The organism is Dietzia sp. NPDC055343 (genome assembly GCF_053645265.1).
This window is the reverse complement of record NZ_JBSHMJ010000001.1, coordinates 83207-104196: the sequence shown is the minus strand read 5'-3', so window position 1 is coordinate 104196 and position 20990 is coordinate 83207. Positions and strand designations below refer to the sequence as shown.

General features: G+C 69.6%; 21 protein-coding genes. 14 read left to right on the top strand and 7 right to left on the bottom strand.

Annotated elements, in window-relative coordinates:
• A partial coding sequence (locus ACWIE7_RS00520; RefSeq protein WP_454068332.1) for a cobalt-precorrin-6A reductase occupies positions 1-1151 on the top strand: 1151 nt, incomplete at its 5' end.
• Between the two features lie 7 nt (positions 1152-1158).
• Here the strand turns inward: ACWIE7_RS00520 and ACWIE7_RS00515 are convergent.
• Entirely contained in the window at positions 1159-2367 is a 1209-nt protein-coding gene (locus tag ACWIE7_RS00515; RefSeq protein ID WP_454068331.1) for a precorrin-3B synthase, read from the bottom strand.
• A 74-nt stretch (positions 2368-2441) separates the two neighbouring features.
• Here ACWIE7_RS00515 and ACWIE7_RS00510 point away from each other — a divergent pair, with 74 nt between their 5' ends.
• The 3 genes from ACWIE7_RS00510 to ACWIE7_RS00500 are packed head-to-tail and all read left to right on the top strand — an operon-like array spanning position 2442 to position 5731.
• Positions 2442-3356, top strand: coding sequence for an amidohydrolase (locus ACWIE7_RS00510; protein ID WP_454068330.1), 915 nt, complete (start codon positions 2442-2444; stop codon positions 3354-3356).
• Complete coding sequence (lnt, locus tag ACWIE7_RS00505; protein ID WP_454058166.1) at positions 3353-4951, top strand: apolipoprotein N-acyltransferase; 1599 nt, start codon at positions 3353-3355, stop codon at positions 4949-4951. Before ACWIE7_RS00510 ends, lnt begins: the two co-directional genes overlap by 4 nt.
• A gap of 15 nt (positions 4952-4966) precedes the next feature.
• A complete protein-coding gene (locus ACWIE7_RS00500; protein ID WP_454068383.1) occupies positions 4967-5731 on the top strand; it encodes a polyprenol monophosphomannose synthase in 765 nt (254 codons plus the stop codon).
• A 97-nt stretch (positions 5732-5828) separates the two neighbouring features.
• On the opposite strand, the gene ACWIE7_RS00495 is transcribed toward ACWIE7_RS00500, so the two are convergent.
• On the bottom strand, positions 5829-6173 hold the full coding sequence (locus ACWIE7_RS00495) for an RNA polymerase-binding protein RbpA (RefSeq protein ID WP_230928980.1): 345 nt from the start codon (positions 6171-6173) through the stop codon (positions 5829-5831).
• A gap of 99 nt (positions 6174-6272) precedes the next feature.
• Here ACWIE7_RS00495 and ACWIE7_RS00490 point away from each other — a divergent pair, with 99 nt between their 5' ends.
• The 3 genes from ACWIE7_RS00490 (at position 6273) to ACWIE7_RS00480 (ending at position 10869) form a co-directional block, all read left to right on the top strand.
• Complete coding sequence (locus tag ACWIE7_RS00490; protein ID WP_344996058.1) at positions 6273-6689, top strand: hypothetical protein; 417 nt, start codon at positions 6273-6275, stop codon at positions 6687-6689.
• Entirely contained in the window at positions 6686-8398 is a 1713-nt protein-coding gene (locus ACWIE7_RS00485; protein WP_454068329.1) for an alpha/beta hydrolase, read from the top strand. Before ACWIE7_RS00490 ends, ACWIE7_RS00485 begins: the two co-directional genes overlap by 4 nt.
• 107 nt (positions 8399-8505) lie before the next feature.
• Positions 8506-10869, top strand: coding sequence for an ATP-binding cassette domain-containing protein (locus tag ACWIE7_RS00480; RefSeq protein ID WP_454068328.1), 2364 nt, complete (start codon positions 8506-8508; stop codon positions 10867-10869).
• A gap of 44 nt (positions 10870-10913) precedes the next feature.
• Here the strand turns inward: ACWIE7_RS00480 and ACWIE7_RS00475 are convergent, their stop codons facing one another.
• Together ACWIE7_RS00475 and ACWIE7_RS00470 are read right to left on the bottom strand one after the other, a co-directional pair.
• Positions 10914-12650: an FUSC family protein gene (locus ACWIE7_RS00475; RefSeq protein WP_454068327.1), complete on the bottom strand. Its 1737-nt coding sequence runs from the start codon at positions 12648-12650 to the stop codon at positions 10914-10916.
• Positions 12651-12698: 48 nt separating this feature from the next.
• Complete coding sequence (locus ACWIE7_RS00470; protein ID WP_230928985.1) at positions 12699-12905, bottom strand: hypothetical protein; 207 nt, start codon at positions 12903-12905, stop codon at positions 12699-12701.
• A gap of 117 nt (positions 12906-13022) precedes the next feature.
• On the opposite strand from ACWIE7_RS00470, the gene ACWIE7_RS00465 reads away from it, so the two are divergent.
• The 6 genes from ACWIE7_RS00465 to ACWIE7_RS00440 all read left to right on the top strand — a co-directional run bounded on the left by ACWIE7_RS00465 (position 13023) and on the right by ACWIE7_RS00440 (position 18685).
• Complete coding sequence (locus ACWIE7_RS00465) at positions 13023-13640, top strand: pyridoxamine 5'-phosphate oxidase family protein (RefSeq protein WP_454068326.1); 618 nt, start codon at positions 13023-13025, stop codon at positions 13638-13640.
• A gap of 171 nt (positions 13641-13811) precedes the next feature.
• A complete protein-coding gene (locus ACWIE7_RS00460) occupies positions 13812-15431 on the top strand; it encodes an ABC-F family ATP-binding cassette domain-containing protein (protein WP_454068325.1) in 1620 nt (539 codons plus the stop codon).
• Between the two features lie 15 nt (positions 15432-15446).
• The gene (locus ACWIE7_RS00455) at positions 15447-16100 is read left to right on the top strand and encodes a GyrI-like domain-containing protein (protein WP_454068324.1); all 654 of its coding nucleotides are present in this window, start codon (positions 15447-15449) and stop codon (positions 16098-16100) included.
• Between the two features lie 94 nt (positions 16101-16194).
• Positions 16195-17097 (top strand): P1 family peptidase, encoded by a 903-nt coding sequence (locus ACWIE7_RS00450; protein ID WP_454068323.1) that lies wholly within the window; start codon positions 16195-16197, stop codon positions 17095-17097.
• A gap of 208 nt (positions 17098-17305) precedes the next feature.
• Positions 17306-18049: a DUF981 family protein gene (locus tag ACWIE7_RS00445; RefSeq protein WP_454068322.1), complete on the top strand. Its 744-nt coding sequence runs from the start codon at positions 17306-17308 to the stop codon at positions 18047-18049.
• 132 nt (positions 18050-18181) lie between these two features.
• Positions 18182-18685, top strand: coding sequence for a DUF309 domain-containing protein (locus ACWIE7_RS00440; protein WP_452098814.1), 504 nt, complete (start codon positions 18182-18184; stop codon positions 18683-18685).
• Between the two features lie 128 nt (positions 18686-18813).
• Here ACWIE7_RS00440 and ACWIE7_RS00435 read toward each other — a convergent pair whose 3' ends face one another.
• Genes ACWIE7_RS00435 through ACWIE7_RS00425 form a run of 3 tightly spaced genes read right to left on the bottom strand, consistent with a single transcriptional unit; the run spans position 18814 to position 19835 of the window.
• Complete coding sequence (locus ACWIE7_RS00435) at positions 18814-19248, bottom strand: nitroreductase family deazaflavin-dependent oxidoreductase (RefSeq protein ID WP_454058160.1); 435 nt, start codon at positions 19246-19248, stop codon at positions 18814-18816.
• Between the two features lie 50 nt (positions 19249-19298).
• Positions 19299-19655, bottom strand: coding sequence for a GNAT family N-acetyltransferase (locus tag ACWIE7_RS00430; RefSeq protein WP_454068321.1), 357 nt, complete (start codon positions 19653-19655; stop codon positions 19299-19301).
• A gap of 18 nt (positions 19656-19673) precedes the next feature.
• Positions 19674-19835: a hypothetical protein gene (locus ACWIE7_RS00425; RefSeq protein ID WP_454068320.1), complete on the bottom strand. Its 162-nt coding sequence runs from the start codon at positions 19833-19835 to the stop codon at positions 19674-19676.
• A gap of 210 nt (positions 19836-20045) precedes the next feature.
• Between ACWIE7_RS00425 and ACWIE7_RS00420 the strand changes: the two genes are divergently transcribed.
• Positions 20046-20963, top strand: coding sequence for an SDR family oxidoreductase (locus ACWIE7_RS00420; protein WP_454058159.1), 918 nt, complete (start codon positions 20046-20048; stop codon positions 20961-20963).
• The last annotated feature ends 27 nt before the right edge of the window (positions 20964-20990 follow it).

Sequence of the window (20990 nt, the reverse complement as noted above, 5' to 3'; positions counted from 1 at the left end):
GCCTGATCGCGATGAGCGGGACCTGCCTCCACGCCCACGGCCTCGTGCCCCGGGAGGCCATGTCCCTGATGCCGCCCACCGCGAGGGTCGTGGACTGTTCCGGACTCTCGGACACCCGGGCGCTCGACGAGATCCGGACCGCTCTCGAGCGCGGTGACCGCGTCGCGTGCCTGTTCGCCGGAACTCCCGATCAGCATGACGAGGCCTCGCAGCTGACGGATGCTCTGGACACCGCCGGGGTCTCCTGGGAGGTCGTGCCCGGGGTCCCGCATCCCGGTTTCCCCACGCTCCTCGAGGCATCGCGCGTAGACGCGGCCGGCGACGATACGAGGGCCGCCCGGCCGGCCGGTGCAGCTGCCGCGTCGGGGCTGCCCGTCGGCGGGCCCGGCCTCATCCTCGTGCTGGGCGGCACCGGTGAGGCCCGCGATCTCGCGGAACTGCTCGTCACCGCGGGGCTGGAGGTGGTGACCGCCCTGGCCGGGAAGGTGGCCCGCCCCCGGCTTCCCCGGGGCGAGGTACGGATCGGCGAGTTCGGCGGCGCAGAGGGACTAGCGCACTGGCTGCGGGAGAACTCCGTGAGCGCGGTGATCGATGCGACCGACCCGTTCGCGGAGCAGATCTCGGTCGACGCTCTCCACGCCGCCGCGGCGACCGGGGTCCCGCTGCTGCGGTTGGAGCGTCCTGAATGGTCGGAGACCGGGGGCGACGAGTGGATCCACGTCGCGGACGTGCAGGGCGCGGTCGCGGTGGTGCGGGAGCGGTTCCGGCGCCCCATGCTCACTGTCGGCAAGCTCGGGGCATCGGCGTTCGCCGACGACGCCCGCGGTTCGTATCTCATCAGGTGCTCCGAACCACCGCCCGGCCCGCTGCCGGACCGCTATCTGCTCGTCCTGGACCGCGGGCCGTTCGGCGTCGAGTCCGAGCGCACGCTCATGTCGCGGCACCGGATCGACGTGCTGGTCACCCGAAACAGCGGCGGCCGCGCGTCTGCGGCCAAGCTGGAGGCGGCGCGGGCCCTGCGCATCCCGGTGGTGATGGTCGACCGGCCGCGCAGCCCCACCACGACCGCCGACGCCCCGCCCGCCCCCGAGACCGTTCACCGGATCGAGGATGCGGCCCGCTGGCTCGTCGACCGCTTCGGCTCGCGCTGACCCGCGTTTACCGACCCACGTGGTAGCCGCTCGGCGACGCCGTGACGCGCTCACCCGCCCCGGTGTCACCGCAGGCCCGTTCGCAACCCACCCAGTGCTGTCTGCCGAGCACGGGTAGCGTGCCGGCGCGCACCGATTCGGCGACGTCGGCGCGCACGTCGGTGTGCGAGCGGGAACACCCGGGCAGGCCGGTGCAGGCGGTCACCTCCACCCACGGTGACGCCGCGTCGAAGACCATGCCCATCGGGGCGAGGACCCGAACGACCTGCTCGGCCATGTGCTCGGTCAGACCGTGTAGGCCGATCACGCGTTCCGCCGAGATGGTGCTGGGCCGCTCGATCGCGCCGAGGAACTCGGCCAGGCGGACGGGGACCACGCCGAAGGGCACCACGGCCAGGAGGGTGACCAGGCCGTCGTCGGTGTCGATCCAGCCGACCGGCGGCACCTCCACCGCCGCGGTGTGGGCGCCACCGCCGGCGGGGTCGACGGCCCCATCGACGGGACCTCCCGAGTTGGACTCGCCGGTGGTGCCCGCCTGGCCGGTGGTCAGTGGGTGCTCGGACAGTGCGACGACGACGAGGTCGTTCAGCTCCCCGACCGGCGGGACGCGCCACTGCCGTTCCGCGCTCCGGTCGAAAGCGGCGGCGGCGTCCGCGAGGACGGTCGCCGCGTCCGCCATCGCGGTGCCGATCCCGGTGTCACGGCCACGGACGTGCAGGCGGAGGAACCCGTCGGGGTGCCCGGCGACGGCCGCCAGGTCGGGCCGGTGGGCCAGGACGTCCCCCGAGCCGTCGTCGAACCCGAACAGGAAGCGCCCGCTGAGCGCCGTCACGTCCTGCCTCGACAGGAGCTCCGCGTCGAGCCGCTCCGGCAGATCGCCGAGGCGATGATGTCCGGCGAGTCGGCCGGCCATCGGGGAGGCCAGGATGTTGCGTACCCGGTCGTGGGCGGCGCTCGGCAGGAGCCCCGCCTGCGCGACACGCTCGTGCAGGAGCGCCTCGTCCCGCACGCCCCGGATCTGCACGTTGCCCCGCGAGGTGAGGTGAAGATCGCTGCCGTGGTCTGCCGCGATCCGGGCGAGCGCGGCCCAGTCCGTGGGCTCCAGTCGGCCGCCGGGGAACCGGAGGCGGGCCAGTCCGCCATCCGCGGCGGCGTGCACCCGCCGGACTCCCGGACAGCGGTCGGCGGAGCCGGTGGGGGAGTCGGGGGCCGTCATGACTGCCGAGCCTAGTTCAGCCCTACGGGTGGCCGGGTTCCGCGCAGCGGGCGAGGCTCGGGGATACTCGGATCATGCCTGCAACTCTCGTCACCGGAGGCCGCGTCCTCACCCCCGCCTCGCGAGACGCCACCGCGCTGGCGTGGGAGGAGGGGCAGGTCGTCTGGGCCGGAGCCGATGCGCCCGGTCCCGCGCTGTTCCCCGGGGCCCACCACCTCGATCTGGCGGGGGACTGGGTCGCTCCGCCGTTCGTCGAGTGTGTCGTTGGCAGGGTCGATACGGATACCACCATTGACGCGGCCACCGCGGCAGCCTCGGGCGTCGTACTGACGGGGCTGGCCGCAGCCCACGGACCGGACGCCGTCGCGGACCGGGCGCGCGAGGGGGAGCGGGTCGTCCTCGAACCCGGGACCGACCCCACTCGGCTCGCCGGGGAGCTGACGCGGCTCGCCGACGAGCTGGGCGGTCCGGCCGTGGCGCGGTGCACGCCGATCCTGATCGGCGCGGCCGAGATCGGTGACGACGACCTGGCGGCGCTCTCGGCCGTCGGCACGGTCCTGCTGCTGCGCCCGCTCGTCGATGACCTCACCGGTCTCGACCTGGTCCGGATCGCGGCCTCGGGCGTGGCGCTGGCCGCCTCCGTCCGCGCCGGCAGCGAAGCACGCCCGTGGGACGCTCTGCGTGCCCTGACCAGCGTCCCCGGTGGGCGGGGGCTGTCGCCCCGGGCCGCGTTCACCGCCACCACCCGCGGCGCCCGCCGCGCGGCCGGCGCCCGGGACGGGCTGTCCGGGACGCTCGCGCCGGGGGCCCCGGCCTCCTTCGCCCGATGGCAGACCGGTGATCTCGCCGTGGTCGCGGCCGACGACGCCGTCCAGCGCTGGTCCACCGATCCGCGCTCCGGGGTGCCCCCGATGCCCGATCTCACCGGCCCGGACCCCGTTTTGCGGGCCCTCGTCGTGGACGGCGAGCCCGCCGGCCGGGCGGAGTGATCCCGCTTCTGCTCCGGCTGGTCGGAGCCGCCGCTTCCGGTGCGCTGCTGGCCGCCTCGTTCCCTCCGGTTGGCCTCTGGTGGACGGCACTGCCGGCGATCGCCGTTCTCGTCGTCGTCCTCTCTCCTGTCCGGGGCACCGCGCCCCGGGCGCGCACCGGAGCACTCGTCGGGTTTCTCGCCGGCCTGGTGTTCTTCCTGCTCCTCGTGCCGTGGGTCGGCCTGTACGTGGGCGCCTACGCCGCCTGGGGCCTGTCCGTGGTCGAGGCCCTGTACCTGGCGGCGTTCGGCGCCGGCGCGGCGGTCATCCTGCGCGCAGGGCTGACCCCCGGCGGCCACGACGGCCGGCGCGCAGCTGCTGCTCTGCTCGGCGTCGCGGGATGGTGGTCGCTGTGGGAGTGGATCCGCTCGTCGTGGCCGTGGGGTGGTTTCCCGTGGGGGAGGCTGGCGTTCGGCCAGGCCGACGGCCCCCTGTTGCCGCTCGCCTCGCTCGGGGGGACACCGCTGATGGGCTTCGTCGTGGCGGCCCTCGGCACGGCACTCGGGTTCGCCGTCGTCCTGCTTCTCCGACGCGACCGGCCGGTGCGGACCGCCACCGGGCTCCTCGCGGTCCCGCTGGTCACGGCCGGGCTGGTCGCCGCCACCGCGATCGACCCCGGTGACGAACACCCCACACAGACACTCGACGTGGCGGTCATCCAGGGCAACGTTCCGCGCCTCGGGCTGGACTTCAACGCCCAGCGACGCGCCGTCCTCAACAATCACCTGCGCGTGACCGGCGAACTCGCCGACCGCGTCGACGCCGGTGAGGTACCGAGGCCGGATGTGGTCATGTGGCCGGAGAACGCCTCCGACATCTCGCCGCTGGCCGATCAACGAGCCGCCGACCAGATCTCGGCACTGTCCCGCCGCCTCGGGGCGCCGATTCTCGTCGGCACCGTGCTGCCGACCGGCGAGGGGCGGGAGGCGACGAACTCCTACCTGGTGTGGGACGGACAGTCAGCCGACCGCGGCGAGGACCCGGTCGCGGACCGCCACGACAAGAAGTACATCCAGCCGTTCGGCGAATGGCTACCGCTGCGCGCGCCTCTCGAGGCGCTGTTCCCGATCGCCCGCACCGCCGGGCATTTCGTGCCCGGCGACGGCGACGGCGTGGTGACCGCCGCCGGGGTGGACATGGGGGTGGCCATCTGCTTCGAGGTGGCGTTCGATTCCGCCGCGCGCGGGCCTGTCGCCCACGGCGCGCAGTTGCTCACCATCCCCACGAACAACGCCACGTTCGGCCGGTCACCGATGACATACCAGCAGTTGGCGATGTCGCGGGTGCGTGCGGTCGAGCATCACGTCCCTGTACTCATCGCCGCCACCAGTGGGGTCAGCGCCGTGATCGGACCGGACGGCGCCGTTCAGCAGGAGACGGAGATCTTCGAACCCGCGGCGTTGGTGGCGCAGGTGGAGATCGGTTCGGCCGGTACAGTGGCAACCCGATCGGGCAGCATCCCGCAGGTGGCGTGTTGCCTCATCGGGCTCGTCGGACTGGCCTGGGCGGTCATCCACTCCCGACGCCGGCCCGTACACGACCACGAGGAGAGCTAAGTGACCGATCCGTCGATGCCGGGCAGCACCGCGCCATCGGAGCGCACTCTGGTGATCATCCCGACCTACGACGAGCGGGACACCCTGCCGGTCGTGGTCGAGCGGCTGCTCGCCGCGGCGCCCGACGTGTCGGTCCTCATCGCCGACGACAACAGCCCCGACGGCACCGGCGAGGTCGCCGACCGGCTGGCCGCCGAGGACCCGCGCGGCCGCATCGCCGTTCTGCACCGCAAGGGCAAAGAGGGGCTCGGGGCCGCGTACATCGCGGGTTTCCGTTGGGGCCTGGCCCGCGACTACACGGTCCTGGTCGAAATGGACGCCGACGGCAGCCACCCGCCGGAGCGGCTCCCCGCCATGCTCGAGGCGGTCGACGCCGGCGCCGACCTGGCCATCGGATCGCGGTACGTGCCCGGTGGCAGGGTCGTGAACTGGCCGTGGCAGCGGCACGTCATCTCGCGCGGAGGCAATGTCTACTCCCGCATCATGCTCGGGGTGGGCATCAAGGACATCACGGCCGGTTACCGGGCCTACCGCGCCGGCGCCCTCGCCGAGCTCGACATGGATTCGATCGAGTCCAAGGGGTACTGCTTCCAGATCGACATGACCTGGCGTCTGCTGGGCAACGGCCGCAAGGTCGTCGAGGTGCCCATCACCTTCACCGAGCGCACCGTCGGGCACTCCAAGATGAGTGAGTCGATCTTCCGCGAGGCCGCGGTCAACGTCGCCCGCTGGGGCTGGCAGAAACGGCGGCGGCAGCTCAGGGAACTCCTCGGCCGCTGACGGCCTGACGCCCGGGCCCGCCCCGCGAGCCCGAAAAGAGAACTCCCCGTCCCTGGGCTTCAGGGACGGGGAGTTCCGGCTCGGCGCGACGGGAGCGTCAGCGCGACCCGGCGCGACGACGCTTCTTGAGCAGGTCCATGCGCTCCTTGAGCAGGTCCTCGAGATCCTCGAGGGACCTGCGCTCGAGCAGCATGTCCCAGTGGGTGCGTGGCGGCTTGCCCTTCTTCACCTCGACGGCCGGGCCGTCGATGAGCTGGCCCTCCTGGCCGTTCTTGCACATCCAGGCGCCGGGGATCTCCGCGTCATCAGCGAACGGGACCTCGTACACCTCCCCGTTGGGGGTCTGGTACTTGGCCATCCGGCGGGGGGCGAGGTCGTGGTCCCGGTCCGTCTCGTAGCTCACCGCACCGAGGCGGCTGCCCCTGAGCACTCGATCTGCCATGCGAACTCCTTCTGCCGTGTCGCGTCTTCGGTCGATATCCGCGGATCGACACAGACGCTGCGTGGTACCTGCTCCTGTCAACGCCAAGAGAACCCCGAAATGTTCCCACGCCCCCGTGTCCCGTGCTACCCCGGGGGCCTCGTGGGTAGCCTGACATGCGTGGAAACCGACGTCAGGGCAGAGCAGGCCCCGCCCAGGCGGGGCGAGGCCTCGTGTGCGTGGTGCGGTCGCCCGGTGGACGAGGGCAGCACCGGGCGCCGCCGTCGGTACTGCCGGCGATCGTGCCGACAGCGAGCATATGAGCAGCGTCGGTCCCTGCTGATGCAGGATCTCCCGGAGGGCACCATCGTGCTCACCGAGACGGAGTCAGCCGACCTGATGGACCGGATGTTCCAGTTGCGCTGCGCCTGTGAGGACCTGGATACCGCGATCGCCGAGGGTGAGGACCCGGCCGAGGTGGCCCGGATGTCCGCCGATCTGGTGGCCGCCGCGAGAAGGGCCGAACGGCTGCGGTGAACACGATCGTCACAGTTCTCCGGGGGTGGTGGACCCGGTGGCACCCCTCGGTCACCGGGCTCGTGATGGCGGCCCTGGCCGCATGGGTCTCGCTCATGCCGTCGCTGTTGCCCCGCGCATGGCACTACCAGGGGATCGTCACCGGGGTCTCCATGGCGGTGGGCTACGGCGTCGGCGTGGCTCTGCGGACCCTCTGGCAGCGGCTGGCAGCTCCCCGCATCAGGGTCCACCGCGATCTCGACGCACTCGGCAATCGCCTACTGGCCTTCGCCCGCCTGTCAGCGCCGTATGTGCTGGTCGTGTACCTCATCACGGCCACCGCGACCGCGATACGCTGGCAGGATCAGGTCTCGGACCTGGTGGAGTCACCCCGGCCCCCGTGGGCCGACTACATGCGCATCCCCTGGATCGCCCTCGCGGTGTTCGTGGGGCTGCTCGTACTCGCCCGCGGCATCCGGGCCGCATACCGGGCGTTCGTCCGCACGATCCGCCGTCGGTTCAACCTGGGGGAGTACACCGCCCGACTCACCGGTTTCGTCGTGATCGCGGCACTGCTCTTCGGCGTGGTCGACGGAGTGGTGCCCCGGCTGTTCTTCGAGGCGGCCAACCGGGTCTCCGGGGTCCAGAACGACGAACGCGTACCGGACGCGACGCGTCCGACGACGCCCGAGCGATCCGGGGGGCCGGGATCGGTCGTGGATTTCGACGATCTCGGCATGCAGGGCCGGCGTTTCATCAGTGGTGGGCTCGACCAGGCGGCGTTGACCGACCTGCTGGGCGAGGACGCTCTCGAGCCGATCCGCCTGTACGCGGGCCTGGAGTCCGCCGCGACCGACGACGAGCGCTCCGCCCTGGTGGTGGAGGAGCTCAACCGCACGCGGGCCTGGGAGCGCGATTCCGTGGTGATCGTCCCGACCACCGGAACCGGCTGGATCAATCCCCACGCGGCCCAGGCGATCGAACTGCTCAGCGCGGGCGATGTGGCCATCGTCGGAACCCAGTACTCGTACCTACCGAGCTGGATCTCGTTCCTCGCCGACAGGGAGAAGGCCGAGGCCGCGGGCCTGTCGCTCATCGAGGCCGTGGTGAACTGGCGGGAGTCACTGCCGCCGGATGCACATCGTCCGAACCTGTACGTCTACGGCGAGAGTCTGGGCACCCAGGCGGGAGAGGCCGCGTTCTCCGGGATCCGGGACATCCGGAACACGGTCGACGGCGTGCTGTGGATGGGGCCGCCCAACTCCAACCGCATCTGGAAATCTCTCGTCGAACGACGGGACCCGGGGTCGCCCGTCACCGAACCGGTCTACGCGGACGGGCTTCTGGTCCGGTTCTCGGAGGATCCGGCCGAGTTCCGGAGCGATGACACCCCGTGGATACCGCCGCACGTGCTGTACGTCCAGCACGCGACCGACCCGGTCGTGTGGTGGACCCCGAACATGCTGTTCGAGCGCCCGGCATGGCTAGCCGAACCTCCGGGGAAGGGCCGCCACCCCGGGATGTTCTACATGCCCGTCCTCACCTTCTTCCAGGTGACCGCGGACCTGGGCAATGCGATCGGAGGATCGCAGGGATACGGGCATCTCTACGATCACCAGATCCTCGACGGGTGGGCGGCGGCCACCGGCCGAGAAGGTTGGGACGACGACGAGTTCCGTCGCTTCGCCCGGCTTCACGACCTGGCGATGGAGACCCAGGCGCGCGGATGAGGTCCGACGCGTCGTGCGATGGCAGGACTGCGGTCGCGTGGCTGTTCCACTTCTCGCCCGGCCGGGTCTAGCGTATCGGGGGTACCGGCCCGACGAGGAGAACCGCGATGAGCATCCACACCGCAGACAGCCACGACATCATCCGCGTCCTCGGTGCGCGGGAGAACAATCTCAGGTCGGTTGATGTCGAGCTGCCCAAGCGACGCCTGACCGTGTTCACCGGCGTGTCCGGCTCCGGGAAGAGCTCGCTGGTGTTCGCCACCATCGCGGCCGAGTCCCAGCGGATGATCAACGAGACCTACAGCGCCTTCCTCCAGGGCTTCATGCCGACGCTCGCCCGGCCCGACGTGGACGTCCTCGAGGGGTTGACCACGGCGATCGTCGTGGACCAGGAGCGGATGGGGTCCGACCCCAGGTCGACCGTGGGGACCGCCACGGACACGGGCGCGATGCTGCGGATCCTCTTCAGCCGCCTGGCCGAGCCCCACCTGGGCGGGCCCAAGGCGTACTCGTTCAACGTGGCGTCGGCCACCGGCTCGGGGGTGCTCAAGAAGGCCGACGGGACGCGGGAGAAGGCGGAGTTCTCGATCACCGGTGGTATGTGCGTGCGCTGTGAGGGCCGGGGCAGCGTGTCCGACTTCGACATCGACGCCCTGGTGGACCGATCCAAGTCGCTCGCCGAGGGCGCGATCACCGTGCCGGGGTACTCGATGGACGGCTGGTACGGCCGCATCTATGCCGGCTCCGGATACTTCGACATGGACAAACCGGTGAAGGACTTCTCGGACGAGGAAATGCACCGTCTCCTGCGGCTCGAGCCCACCAGGATCAAGGCCGAAGGCATCAACGTGACCTTCGAGGGGCTGATCCCCAAGATCCAGAAGTCGATGCTCGCCAAGGACGTCGAGGCGATGCAGCCCCACATCCGCGCCTTCGTCGAGCGCGCGGTCGTGTTCACCACCTGCCCGGATTGCGGCGGCACCCGCCTCAACGAGGGCGCCCGGTCCTCGCGCATCGGCGCGATGAACATCGCCGACGTCTCGTCGATGCAGATCACCGACCTCGCGGAGTGGCTGCGAGGCCTGGACGAGCCGTCGGTCGCCCCGCTGCTGAAGTCGTTGCAGCACACGCTCGACTCGTTCGTCGAGATCGGTCTCGGCTACCTCTCGTTAGACCGGCCGGCGGGGTCGCTCTCGGGTGGCGAGGCGCAGCGGGTCAAGATGATCCGCCACCTCGGGTCGGCCCTCACCGACGTCACCTACGTCTTCGACGAGCCGACGATCGGCCTGCACCCGCACGACATCCAGCGGATGAACAACCTGTTGCTGCGGCTGCGGGACAAGGGCAACACGCTCCTGGTGGTGGAGCACAAGCCGGAGACCATCGCGATCGCGGACCACGTGGTGGACCTCGGACCCGGCGCCGGCTCCGAGGGTGGTGAGATCTGCTTCGAGGGCTCCGTCGAAGGACTGCGCGCGAGCGAGACCGTCACCGGTCGGCACCTCGATGACCGCGCGAGACTCAAGGACGCCGTGCGCCCGGCCTCCGGTGTGCTGGAGGTGCGGGGCGCCACCGCGCACAACGTCCGCGGGGTGGACGTGGACATCCCGCTCGGCGTGCTGTGCGTGGTGACGGGAGTCGCGGGGTCGGGCAAGAGTTCGTTGATCCACGGCTCGGTCTCGCCCCGCGACGGGGTGGTGGCGATCGACCAGACAGCGATCCGCGGCTCCCGCCGGAGTAACCCCGCCACCTACACCGGGCTGCTCGAGCCGATCCGCAAGGCCTTCGCCAAAGCCAACGGCGTCAAACCCGCCCTGTTCAGCCCCAACTCGGACGGCGCGTGTCCCACCTGCAAGGGCGCCGGGGTGGTCTATTCAGATCTCGGGATGATGGCGGGTGTCGCCACCACGTGCGAGGACTGCGAGGGCAAACGCTTCCAGTCGGAGGTGCTGGACTACGAGTTCGGCGGTCGGAACATCGCCGACGTCCTGGGTATGTCGGTGGCCACCGCCGAGGAGTTCTTCGGGCAGGGGGAGGGGCGCATCCGGGCCGCCCACAAGATCCTCGTCCGGCTGCGCGATGTGGGGCTGGGGTACGTGACGATCGGCCAGCCCCTCACGACACTGTCCGGCGGCGAGCGGCAGCGGCTCAAGCTGGCCGCCCAGATGGCGGACAAGGCCGAGGTGTACGTCCTCGACGAGCCCACCACCGGTCTGCACCTCGCCGACGTACAGAACTTGTTGGGGATGCTCGACCGGCTGGTCGATTCGGGCAAGTCCGTGATCGTGATCGAGCACCACCAGGCCGTGATGGCGCACGCGGACTGGATCATCGATCTCGGTCCCGGTGCCGGCCACGACGGCGGGCGCGTCGTGTTCGAGGGGACACCCACCGACCTCATCACCGACCCCTCGACAGTGACCGGCGAGCACCTGGCCAAATACGTGGGGAAGGCGCCGTCGCGGTCCTGACCTGTCACGGACCGCGGCCAGTCACCTCCGGTTGCTGCGGAGCCTCAGTCGATCGCCGCGCCGGCCCGCCGGCACTCGTGGCGGATCGCCACGTCCGCCGGGTGCTCGGCGCCCACCGACCGCACCCCGGAGGGCAGCTCGGCCGAGGCGAGCGCGACCCAGCGCGGTGCGGACATGCGGACGGTCTGCCGATGGAGCGTGCCGAGCATGAGGTAGCCCGCGTAGGTGACCGCCTCGGCGGTGCGGGCCTCGGCCGAATCGCCGTGCCCGTCCGCGATCAGGAGGGTCGTGCTGGTGTTGAGGTCGCGCAGCGCGGAGGCCAGAGTCGGTTCCGTCGGGGTCTGTGCGTCGCCGCGGGCGAACTCCGCGAGCTCTGCGAGAGCGCGACGGGTATCGCCGCGGACCGCCCGGTGGGGCGCTCGACGTCCGAGTGTCCACAGGACGACGATGGCGACGACGACGCCGATCACCGTGTCGAGCAGCCGCTCACCGGTCAGCGCCAACGGGTCCTCCGGCATCTGCCCGCCGGTCGCGACGAGGAGGGCGAGCGGGGTGATGAGCGTGACCGCCAGCCCGTAGTTGCGGGTGACGAGCAGCTCGATGGCGAACTGCAGCGTGACGATGAGGACGATCAGCCACCACCCCGAGGGATGGACCAGCGTCAGCAACAGGAACAGACCCAGCCCGAGCACCGTCCCCGTCAACCGGTGGAGAGCGCGGTGGGTCCGGGCGACACGGGGACCGCCCTGGTGGAGCACGAGCGCCGAGAAGGCCACCACCCAGTACAGGTGCGGCTGATCTGGTCCACTGATGGCCAGCAGTACGAGTATCGAAATCGCCGTGGCCACTCCTACGGAGAGCGCCACCGACCACGGCTCACCCGGCCACCGCAGTCCGTCCGCCAGCCGACGTCGCAGCGAGCCCGTGCTGCGCAACTCATCGTCGGAGAGTGCGTTCTCGACACGTCCGGCGGCCTCCGCCGTCGGCATCTCGACGTCCGCATGCCCCGCATCGTCCTCGATCCACCGACCGGCGTCGGGATTGCGGGGATCCCACCCGAGTTCCTCCCCTGGAACGACGTGCAGCTTCGCCCGAGCACTGCGCTCGGCGTATTCGCGGTGCGCACCCTCCAGCGCGGCGGCGAGCGACCGGTCGGCGGTCCACATCCCTTCGGCGACTGCTTCCTCCGCGGACGCGAGGGCATGGGCGGCTGCCCGGTGCAGCGGGCGGCCGTCCGGCCCCGGTTCGGAAGCTGCGTACGCGGTCACCGCATCGGCGGCAGCCTTCACCGCGAGGCGCTCGGGCCGTCGCGGGTCGGGGATGAGCTCGGCCATCGTCACCGCCCACGCGACGGTCGCACCGACCGCGGTCATCGCCGGCACGAGCCAGGGCGCGGTTCCGTGCTCACCGACGAGCAGATAGGCGATTCCCGCGCACAAGACGAGGAAGTAGGAGCCGGGTGGCCCGACCCGGAGCGCAAGACACAGCCCGGCGGTCACCATGGCGAGGAGGATCGCAGAGACGGCAAAGAACGCGACGGACCCCGCGGTGAACGCCCCCAAGGCCGTCGCACCGATCAGCCCCAGGCCGATCCCCGCCACCGTGACCGCGCGTCGGCGCAGGGGAGCAGCCGGGGCGTACAGGACCGCGAAGGTCCCCGTGACCGTCAGCAGTCCGAGGTCCGGCCGTCCGAGCAGGGTGGGGACCGACAGACACAGGAGAACCGTCAGTCCCGCCTTGATCGCGTTCCGCAACCGCGGCGGGCTCGGTGCGAGCGTCACCAGTTGCCGGAGGAACTCCGCCGCCGGCCTCGTCGTCCTCGACAGTGATCAGCCCACCTTCCCGAAGCGCTTGTGCAGCGCTTGCTTGCTCACGCCCAGCACGAGTCCGATCTCCGCCCAGCTCATCCCATGAATACGGGCGTGACGGACGGCTGCCGCCTCCTCACGCGCGAGATCTGCCTTGGCTCCCGCGATCGCGGCCAGTCGGGCGACCGGCCCGCCCTCGTCGTCGTCGTATCCCAGTGCGGTTTCCACCGTAACCACCCCCGACGTCAATCTACGTTGACCCCACCCCCTCGTCAACCTTAATTGACGAGATGGGGCGACGCGGCGCGTACCTAGACCGGTGCCGACGCCGTTAGTGTCGATGCCATGACCGCCAACCGCTATCCGGAGATCGCATTCGGCCCCGCCGCACGCGCCAGGCAGGAGGCCGTGGGCGTCAACCGACCCGAGCAGACCGGCGAATTCGCGCTCGAGGGCACGGACATCGCCCAGATCAGGCGGGCCGACCACTTCTTCCTGTCCACGGTCACCGAATCGGGGTGGCCCTATGTGCAACATCGCGGCGGGCCCGCGGGATTCGTCCATGTCGACGGTGACACCACGCTGTCCTGGGTGGAGTTCCGCGGCAACCAACAGTACGTGTCCACCGGCGACATCGACTCCGACGGGCGGGTCTGCCTGTTCTTCGTGGACTACCCCACCCGCAGCCGGCTCAAGGTGTTCGGCCACGCGCGGACCGTCGAGCCGGAGCAGGATCCCGCGCTGATCGAGCGACTGCGCACGATGGGGGAGAAGACGTACACAGGCCACGTGGAGCGGGCGATCGTCGTGGAACTCGTCGCCTCGGACGCCAACTGCAGCAAGCACATCACGCCACGGTGGGACCGTGAGTACATCGACAGACTCACCGGCCTGTACCAGCGTGATATCGACCAACTGCAGGCGCAGTTTGATGAACTCCGTGGACACGGGCGCGCCGACTGATGTATGTTGGCCGCCATGAATCCCGGTGCGTACTCCCTGAAGCCCTGGTCCCGCCGCTGACGGCGGCAGGGTCCACACTTCACCTCTGATCTCTGCACGCCGTCGACGGCCCACCGGCCGGACGGCGTATTCGTGCTGTCCGGCTCCGCGACGAACTCTGCAGAGAGCACGATGCCTGACACACCGAACAATCATCTTCCTGCGGGCACCCACGCCCACATCCGTCTGACCGGCGCCTCAGTGGCCCTGGGGGGCCGGCCCGTCCTCACCGGGGTCGATGTGACCCTGTCCGCCGGCACCGCACTGGCGGTGGTGGGGGAGAACGGGCGGGGCAAGACCACCCTGCTCGAGGTTCTGGCGGGAGCCCGGCGCCCCGATGCCGGCACCATCACACGCCGCGGGAGCGTCGGCACCGTGGAACAGCATCTCGACATCTCCGAGGGCCGCACCGTCGGAGATGCCGTGAACCTGGAGATCGCCGACAGCATCAACGCTCTCCAGGCGTTGGACAGTGCCACCACCGCGATGGTCGAAGGGCGGCCCGGCGCCGACGACGCGTACGCCACCGCGCTGGACCGCGCCATGCTGCTGGACGCATGGGACGCCGACCGCCGCGTGGACGTGGCACTGGAGGGACTGTCCGCCTGCACGGATCGGGCACAACCGCTGTCATCGCTGTCGGTGGGGCAGCGGTACCGGGTGCGACTGGCATGCGTCCTCGGCGCCCGGCACGACATACTCCTGCTGGACGAGCCGACCAACCACCTCGACGCGTCCGGACTGGCGTTCCTGACGGAACGACTGCGGGAACACCCCGGCGCGATTGGCCTGGCCAGCCACGACAGGGCCCTGTTGCGCGACGTCGCGACCCACTTTCTGGACCTGGACCCGAGCCAGGATGGCGTACCGCGACTCTACGGGGGCGGCTACGAGGGCTGGGTCGAAGGCCGACGCCGAGAGAGAGTGCGATGGGAACAGACTCATGCAGCACAGGTGGACGAGCACGACCGACTCAGTCGTGCGGCAGAAGACGCGCGTGGGAGACTCCATGATTCGTGGCGTCCCGTCAAGGGGCACGGTCGGCACGAGAGGGCGACACGGGCCGCCGGTGCCGTACAGGCGTTCAACCGGCGACGTGAAGCACTGGATCGCCACCGGGTGACCGTGCCACCGCCGCCCGCGCGGTTCCTGTGGCCGGAATGGTCGGTGCCCGCCGGACGTGCCGTGCTCTCCTGCGATGAGCCGCGGGTCAGCGGCCGACTCACCGCCGCGGTCTCCCTGTCGCTCGATACCGGCGACCGAATGCTGCTGACCGGTCCGAACGGCGTGGGGAAGTCCACCCTGCTGAATCTTCTGGCCGGAGAGATCGAACCCGACTCGGGCCGAGTGGATCGACGCCCGGACGCCCGGGTGTCGCTCCTCAGCCAGGAGGTGCCGGGGTGGGATCCGCACCGGACCGGGGCGGAGATCTATCGCGACCACGTGGACCGGCTCGGAGTGACGTCCGCGCCCGGCCTGGTGACCACCGGCCTACTCGGCTCCGACACGGTGGGCACCCCCGTGTCGCGCATGTCGCAGGGACAGCAGCGGCGGCTCCACCTGGCACTGTGCCTCGCGGAGAAGCCAGATCTGCTGATACTCGACGAGCCGACCAATCATCTGTCATTCTCCCTGGTCGACGCCCTCACGGCCGCCCTGAGGACTGCGTCGTGTGCCGTCGCCGTAGCTACGCACGACCGGCAACTGCTTCGCGATCTCAGCGATTGGCCAACGCTCGTGATACGGAGGTAGCGCTAGGGTCTGTGTATGTCAGGTGAACCCAGGGCCTCGAGTCGGCCCACCGCGAACTACGACGTCAAGAAGGACCGCCGGGACCTGTACAGCGGACGAGCGGGCCGGTTCGATGTGGTGGACGTGCCCGAGATGAGTTTCCTCATGGCGGACGGCCACGGCGATCCGAACCTCGCAGACGACTATCGCCGTGCCGTCGAGGCCCTGTATATAACGGCCTATGCGATCCGGGCGGAAGCACGGTCGCGATTAGGACGTGTGCACACCGTCGGGCCACTCGAGGGCCTCTGGTACGCGGACGATCTCGGCGTGTTCACCGCACGGGACAAGGGCGCATGGTCCTGGACCATGATGATCTGGCAGCCCGAGTGGATCACCCCGGACGTGGCAGCGTCTGCGTTGGACACGGTTGGCGCGAAGAAGATTCCGGGTATCAAGGATCTCGTACGGTACGCGGCACTCGTTGAAGGGCCGGCGGTCCAGACGCTGCATGTGGGCCCCTACGACGCGGAGGGCCCGACCATCGCGCGGATACACGATGAGGTCCTGCCGGAGCACGGCATGGTCGCCACCGGGCGTCATCACGAGATCTACCTGTCCGACCCGCGGAAGACACCACCGGATCGCCTTCGCACCATCCTCCGCCAGCCGGCCAAACCGTCACAGTGACGTTTCGAGCACGGCCCGAGGAGCAGACGTTACAACCCGGGGCACCATGGCCAATTCGCCATCGCCGAACCTGACAGCCGGATACCGTAGCGCCGTGAGCCATTCCGACAGCGTCAAGCTTCAGAGCACCGGACTGCGGGGCGTCTCGGTCGGACATTGGTCGGACCACGCCGCCCGAACCGGGTGCACCGTTCTGATCCTTCCGGAAGGGACAGTCGCGTCCCGCGAGGTCCGAGGCGGCGCGCCGGCCACCCGGGACCTCGACGCGCTGGCTCCGGACAAGGCAGTGACTTCGACCGACGCCGTCGTACTCACGGGTGGATCGGCATTCGGACTGGCCGCAGCCGACGGGGTGATGCGATTCCTCGAGGCCGCCGGCCGCGGTGTGCCGACGCCCGGCGGCCGCGTGCCCATCGTTCCGACCCTGGGTTTGTTCGACCTCGGTATCGGAGATGCCTCCGTGCGGCCGGGCGCGGCCAACGCGTTAACGGCCGCCCAGGCGGCCTCGGGTCCGGAGTTCGAAGTCGGCCAGATCGGCGCAGGTACCGGCGCGTTGACGTCCTGGTGGCGTGGCCGCGACGCGGCCCGCCCGGGCGGGCTCCGGTATGCGGAGACCGCGCTCGGAGAGGTCGTGGTGGGCGCATGGTGCGCGGTCAACGCGTTCGGGGACATCGACCACGGCGGTGACGCCGAGGTCGACCTGTCGGCCGTAGCCGACCTGGCGCCACCATTCGACTTCGGCAGCGAGCGAACTCACACGACCATCGGCGCGGTGGTGACGAACGCCCGGCTCGACAAGACGGCGTGCTACGTCATGGCGCAGGGTGCGCACGACGGACTGTCACGCGCGCTCACGCCGCCGCACACGCGGTACGACGGTGACGCATTCATCGCTGCGGCAACTGGCGAGGTACCGGCGGACGTCGACACGGTCCGGCTGATGGCCTTGGACGCGGTGAGCCGGGCCATTCGGAGCGCGGGAACGCGACCCGCGTAGCTCCAGGTCAGACACTCGCCCCGAGTGCCGATAATCTACATTATGTAAAGTAAACCCAGCCCGCCCCTCCCGGCGGCGGCCGCGAGACGGCGCCGGATGCGCTCCGCCCGCGGCTGGTCCTCGCCCCAACCCTTCGCGCGAGTCGGCACCCCGTCGTATCGTCTCTCACAGCGACTGCCGCAGAACCTCGGTTGACGAAAGGAATCTCATGGAAACCCAGGATTCGATAGGCGATTTCTACCGGGGTGTCGAAACACCCGGCATGATCGACTGGACGACGATGCCGACGTACAACACGGTTATGGCGCTAGCCGTCGGCGCAGCCCTTGTGGGACTGGTCTTCTTCTTCCGGGCATTGCATGCAGACCCCGCAGAGGTCAGCGTTACCGGCTGGTCCCTCAACTTCGGTGTACTCGGCCTGATCCTCACCGTCACGGGTCTGCACATGACGCTCACCTGGCCTCTCGCCGCCGGCGGGTTTGCGTTCGACAACATCATCTTCGGCGAGCCCAGTCTCGCTTTAGGCGTGCTCCTGCTGGCTGCGGCTGTGTATCTCTGGTCTAAGCGGGAAGTCGGTGTCACAGTACGTGAGGTGGCGAGAGACTCACGACCGATGACGATTTTCGTGGTGGGGCTCGGATTGGCAATGTTCGCAATCGCCCTCGCCGGCGTGGTCTATCAGCTGTTCGCGGCACCCCCGCAGGAACCGATCTCCGGGTTCTTCGGTGAGTGGGCGATTATCGAGGCGATTTTCATATCGGCGCTCTACACGGCAATCGGTGTCGGTGCACTCCTCACACCCTTTGCCACCGGGCGCCTCGCTCGAGGCCTCGATGGCGGCGTCGTGACCAGCATTATCGGCTGGTGCTGGGCCGTTACGGGCACCATCTGGTTACTCTTCGCCGCCCTCAATTTCTATTCGCATATCGGGCTGGTCGTCAACACGATGTAAGGCCGTTGCCTCTGAGGGCAACGGGTTGACTCGCCCAGCGTCAGCGGCGGATCACGTCGTCAGGAGATCACTGCGCTCGGTCAGAAAATTCGGAAGTGGCAAGCGGCCAGTCATGGATGGGACGATGTGGGCATGCTGACCCCGGGTGGAATCGAGCGCGATCGTGACGCCGACGGTCGCGCACGTAACTCACGTCCCCGCGACGAGCTCGGCCGCCCGCTACCGCCAGGAAGCGTCGGGGTCGAGCGTATCCCCGAGGATCTCGATCTGACGCCCGCCGAATCGTTGGTGTGGGCGCAGGACCTGTTGGACCGGGGCCTCGCCTTCAATGCGCACGAAGTACTCGAAGGCGCCTGGAAAAGCTGCCCCGACGACGAACGCTTGCTCTGGCAGGGTCTGGCCCAACTGGCCGTCGGCATCACCCACATTCAGCGCGGCAACGCCAAGGGCGCATTGACGCTGCTCGAACGCGCGGCCGAGCGCATCCGACACAGCGATGGCCCCGCACCTCACGGAATCGATGCGACCGGACTCATCTCCTACGCCGACGAGCTCACTGCCGAGCTTCGGCGAGGCGTCGACCCCTCGCCTGCCCGGCTCAGACCGCGTCTGGTCGACCAGCCCACTGAGGTTTGACATGCTCGCTGTGGACGCCGCGCGTTCAGTCGCCCTCGGCCGGGCGCCGAGTTCATGGGCGAGCGCAGGCCTTCCCCGGTACTGTGCGATGCGGTTGATCCACCGACGGAGCCGGGGCTCTCTGAGTGTCACATCGGCGAGAGCACAAACACCGGGATCTCACGATCGGTCTTGGCCTGGTAGTCCGCGTAGTCGGGGAACGCCTTCACCGCCCGCTCCCACCAGCGGGCCTTCTCCTCCCCTGTCACCTCGCGGGCACGCATGTCCTGCCTCACGGGGCCGTCCTGGAGCTCGACGTGTGGCTCTGCCTTGACGTTGAAGTACCAGACCGGGTGATTGGGCGCTCCACCCATGGACGCGACGATCGCATACTGGCCGTCGTGCTCGACGCGCATCAGCGGGCTCTTGCGGAGCTTGCCGCTCTTGGCCCCCCTGGTGGTCAGAAGAACAACGGGCCGCCCCTGGAGGCTGGTGCCCTCGGTACCGCCGGACGTCTCGATCAGTTCGGCCTGATCAGCGGCCCACGCGCTCGGACTCGGCTCGTACTCCCCGTGAAGTGGCATGGCGCCAGTATGACACCGCACCAACCGGCGTCACCAGGGCCGCGACTCGTTCAGACCGCGTCGAACGGCGCCGCGTAGCGGAACAGCCCGGAGTGGCCGCGGTAGGTGGTGAGGGCACGAACCTGGAAATAGTCGCCCCAAGCCGGGTCCGGCGACTCGACGCCGAAGGCGACGGCCGGCGCGAAGCCGAAACGCCCGTAGTAGGCCGGATCGCCGAGCAACCCGACCAGCGGCTCGCCGAGCGCATCCGCCGCGCCAAGGACCGCGTGCACGAGCGCAGCACCGATTCCGGACCGTTGCAGTTCCGGCTCGACACTCAGCGGCCCCAGACCGATCGCGGGCACGTCACCGACGAACGCCCTCGACCCGACCACATGGCCCACGACGCGCCCCGCCGTCTCCGCCACCAGTGACAGTTCCGGGATTTAGCCCCCGTCCTCGCGCAGTCGGTCGATGAGGTTCACCTCACCCGGCGGCCCGCCCGGCTCGACCGGCGGCGCGCTGTGTTCGGCAGCGCGAAACGCCGCCGCGGTGACATCCCTGATGGCAACGACGTCGTCGCGGTGTTCCCTGCGGATGAGTGTCATAGCCTCTTCCTCTCCCCTGCATACTTCGGCAGCCACACGGGCCGGTGAACGACCACCGGGATCGCGCGATCCGTCCAATATGACCCCCGGGCGCCCGTTCAGCGTAGTGCTGCTCGACCAGTTGCAACGGGATCGAACCACCGTAGGGTCGGTTTGGTAGAAGCACCGAGCGGGCCTTCGACCGTCGGTGCAGCACCGAGAGGAGCAGCGATGACGCGAACGAACACCGCAGCCGACAGTGATCAACTGACGTTCCAGAACCCCGTCACGCGTTATCCGACGGTGGAACCGCCGATCCAGCACCAGCCGGAGCCCGGACTGGATGCCGAACTGGAGCCGAAGGCCGATCACGGCGAGTCCTCCTACCGCGGAACCGGACGACTCACCGGACGTAAAGCGCTCATCACCGGCGGAGACTCGGGTATCGGAGCGGCAGTCGCCATCGCCTTCGCCCGCGAGGGCGCGGACGTGGCACTCAACTACCTCCCCGACGAACAAGCCGACGCGGACAGGATCCGCGAGATCATCGAACGAGAGGGCCGCAAGGCCGTGCTCCTGCCGGGCGACCTGACCGATAAGGCGCTGTGCTCCTCGGTCGTCAGCGACGCCGTCGACGGTCTCGGCGGTCTGGACATCCTCGTCAACAACGCCGGCAAACAGGTCGTCGCGCCAAGCCTTGAGGAGTTGCCTGACGAGCAACTGACCGATACGTACACGGTCAACATCCTGGCGATGTTCCGGATCACCAAGGCGGCGCTCGCGCACCTGACACCCGGTTCCACGATCATCAACACGACCTCGATCGAGGCCTATCAGCCGGCACCCAACCTGCTCGACTACGCGTCCACCAAGGCGGCCATCAACAACTTCACCAAGGGGCTGGCCCAGCAGCTCGCGACCAAGGGCATCCGGGTCAACGCGGTCGCGCCCGGACCCATCTGGACCCCACTACAGGTGTCGGACGGACAGGAGAAGGAGGATCTGCCGAAGTTCGACCAGGTCTCCCCCATGGGCCGTGCGGGCCAGCCGACCGAGCTCGCACCGGCGTATGTCTTCCTCGCCTCGCCGGAGTCGAGCTACGTGATCGGCGAGACGTTGCACGTCAACGGCGGCATGCCCACACCCTGATCCACGGACTACGGTAGGTCTCAACCC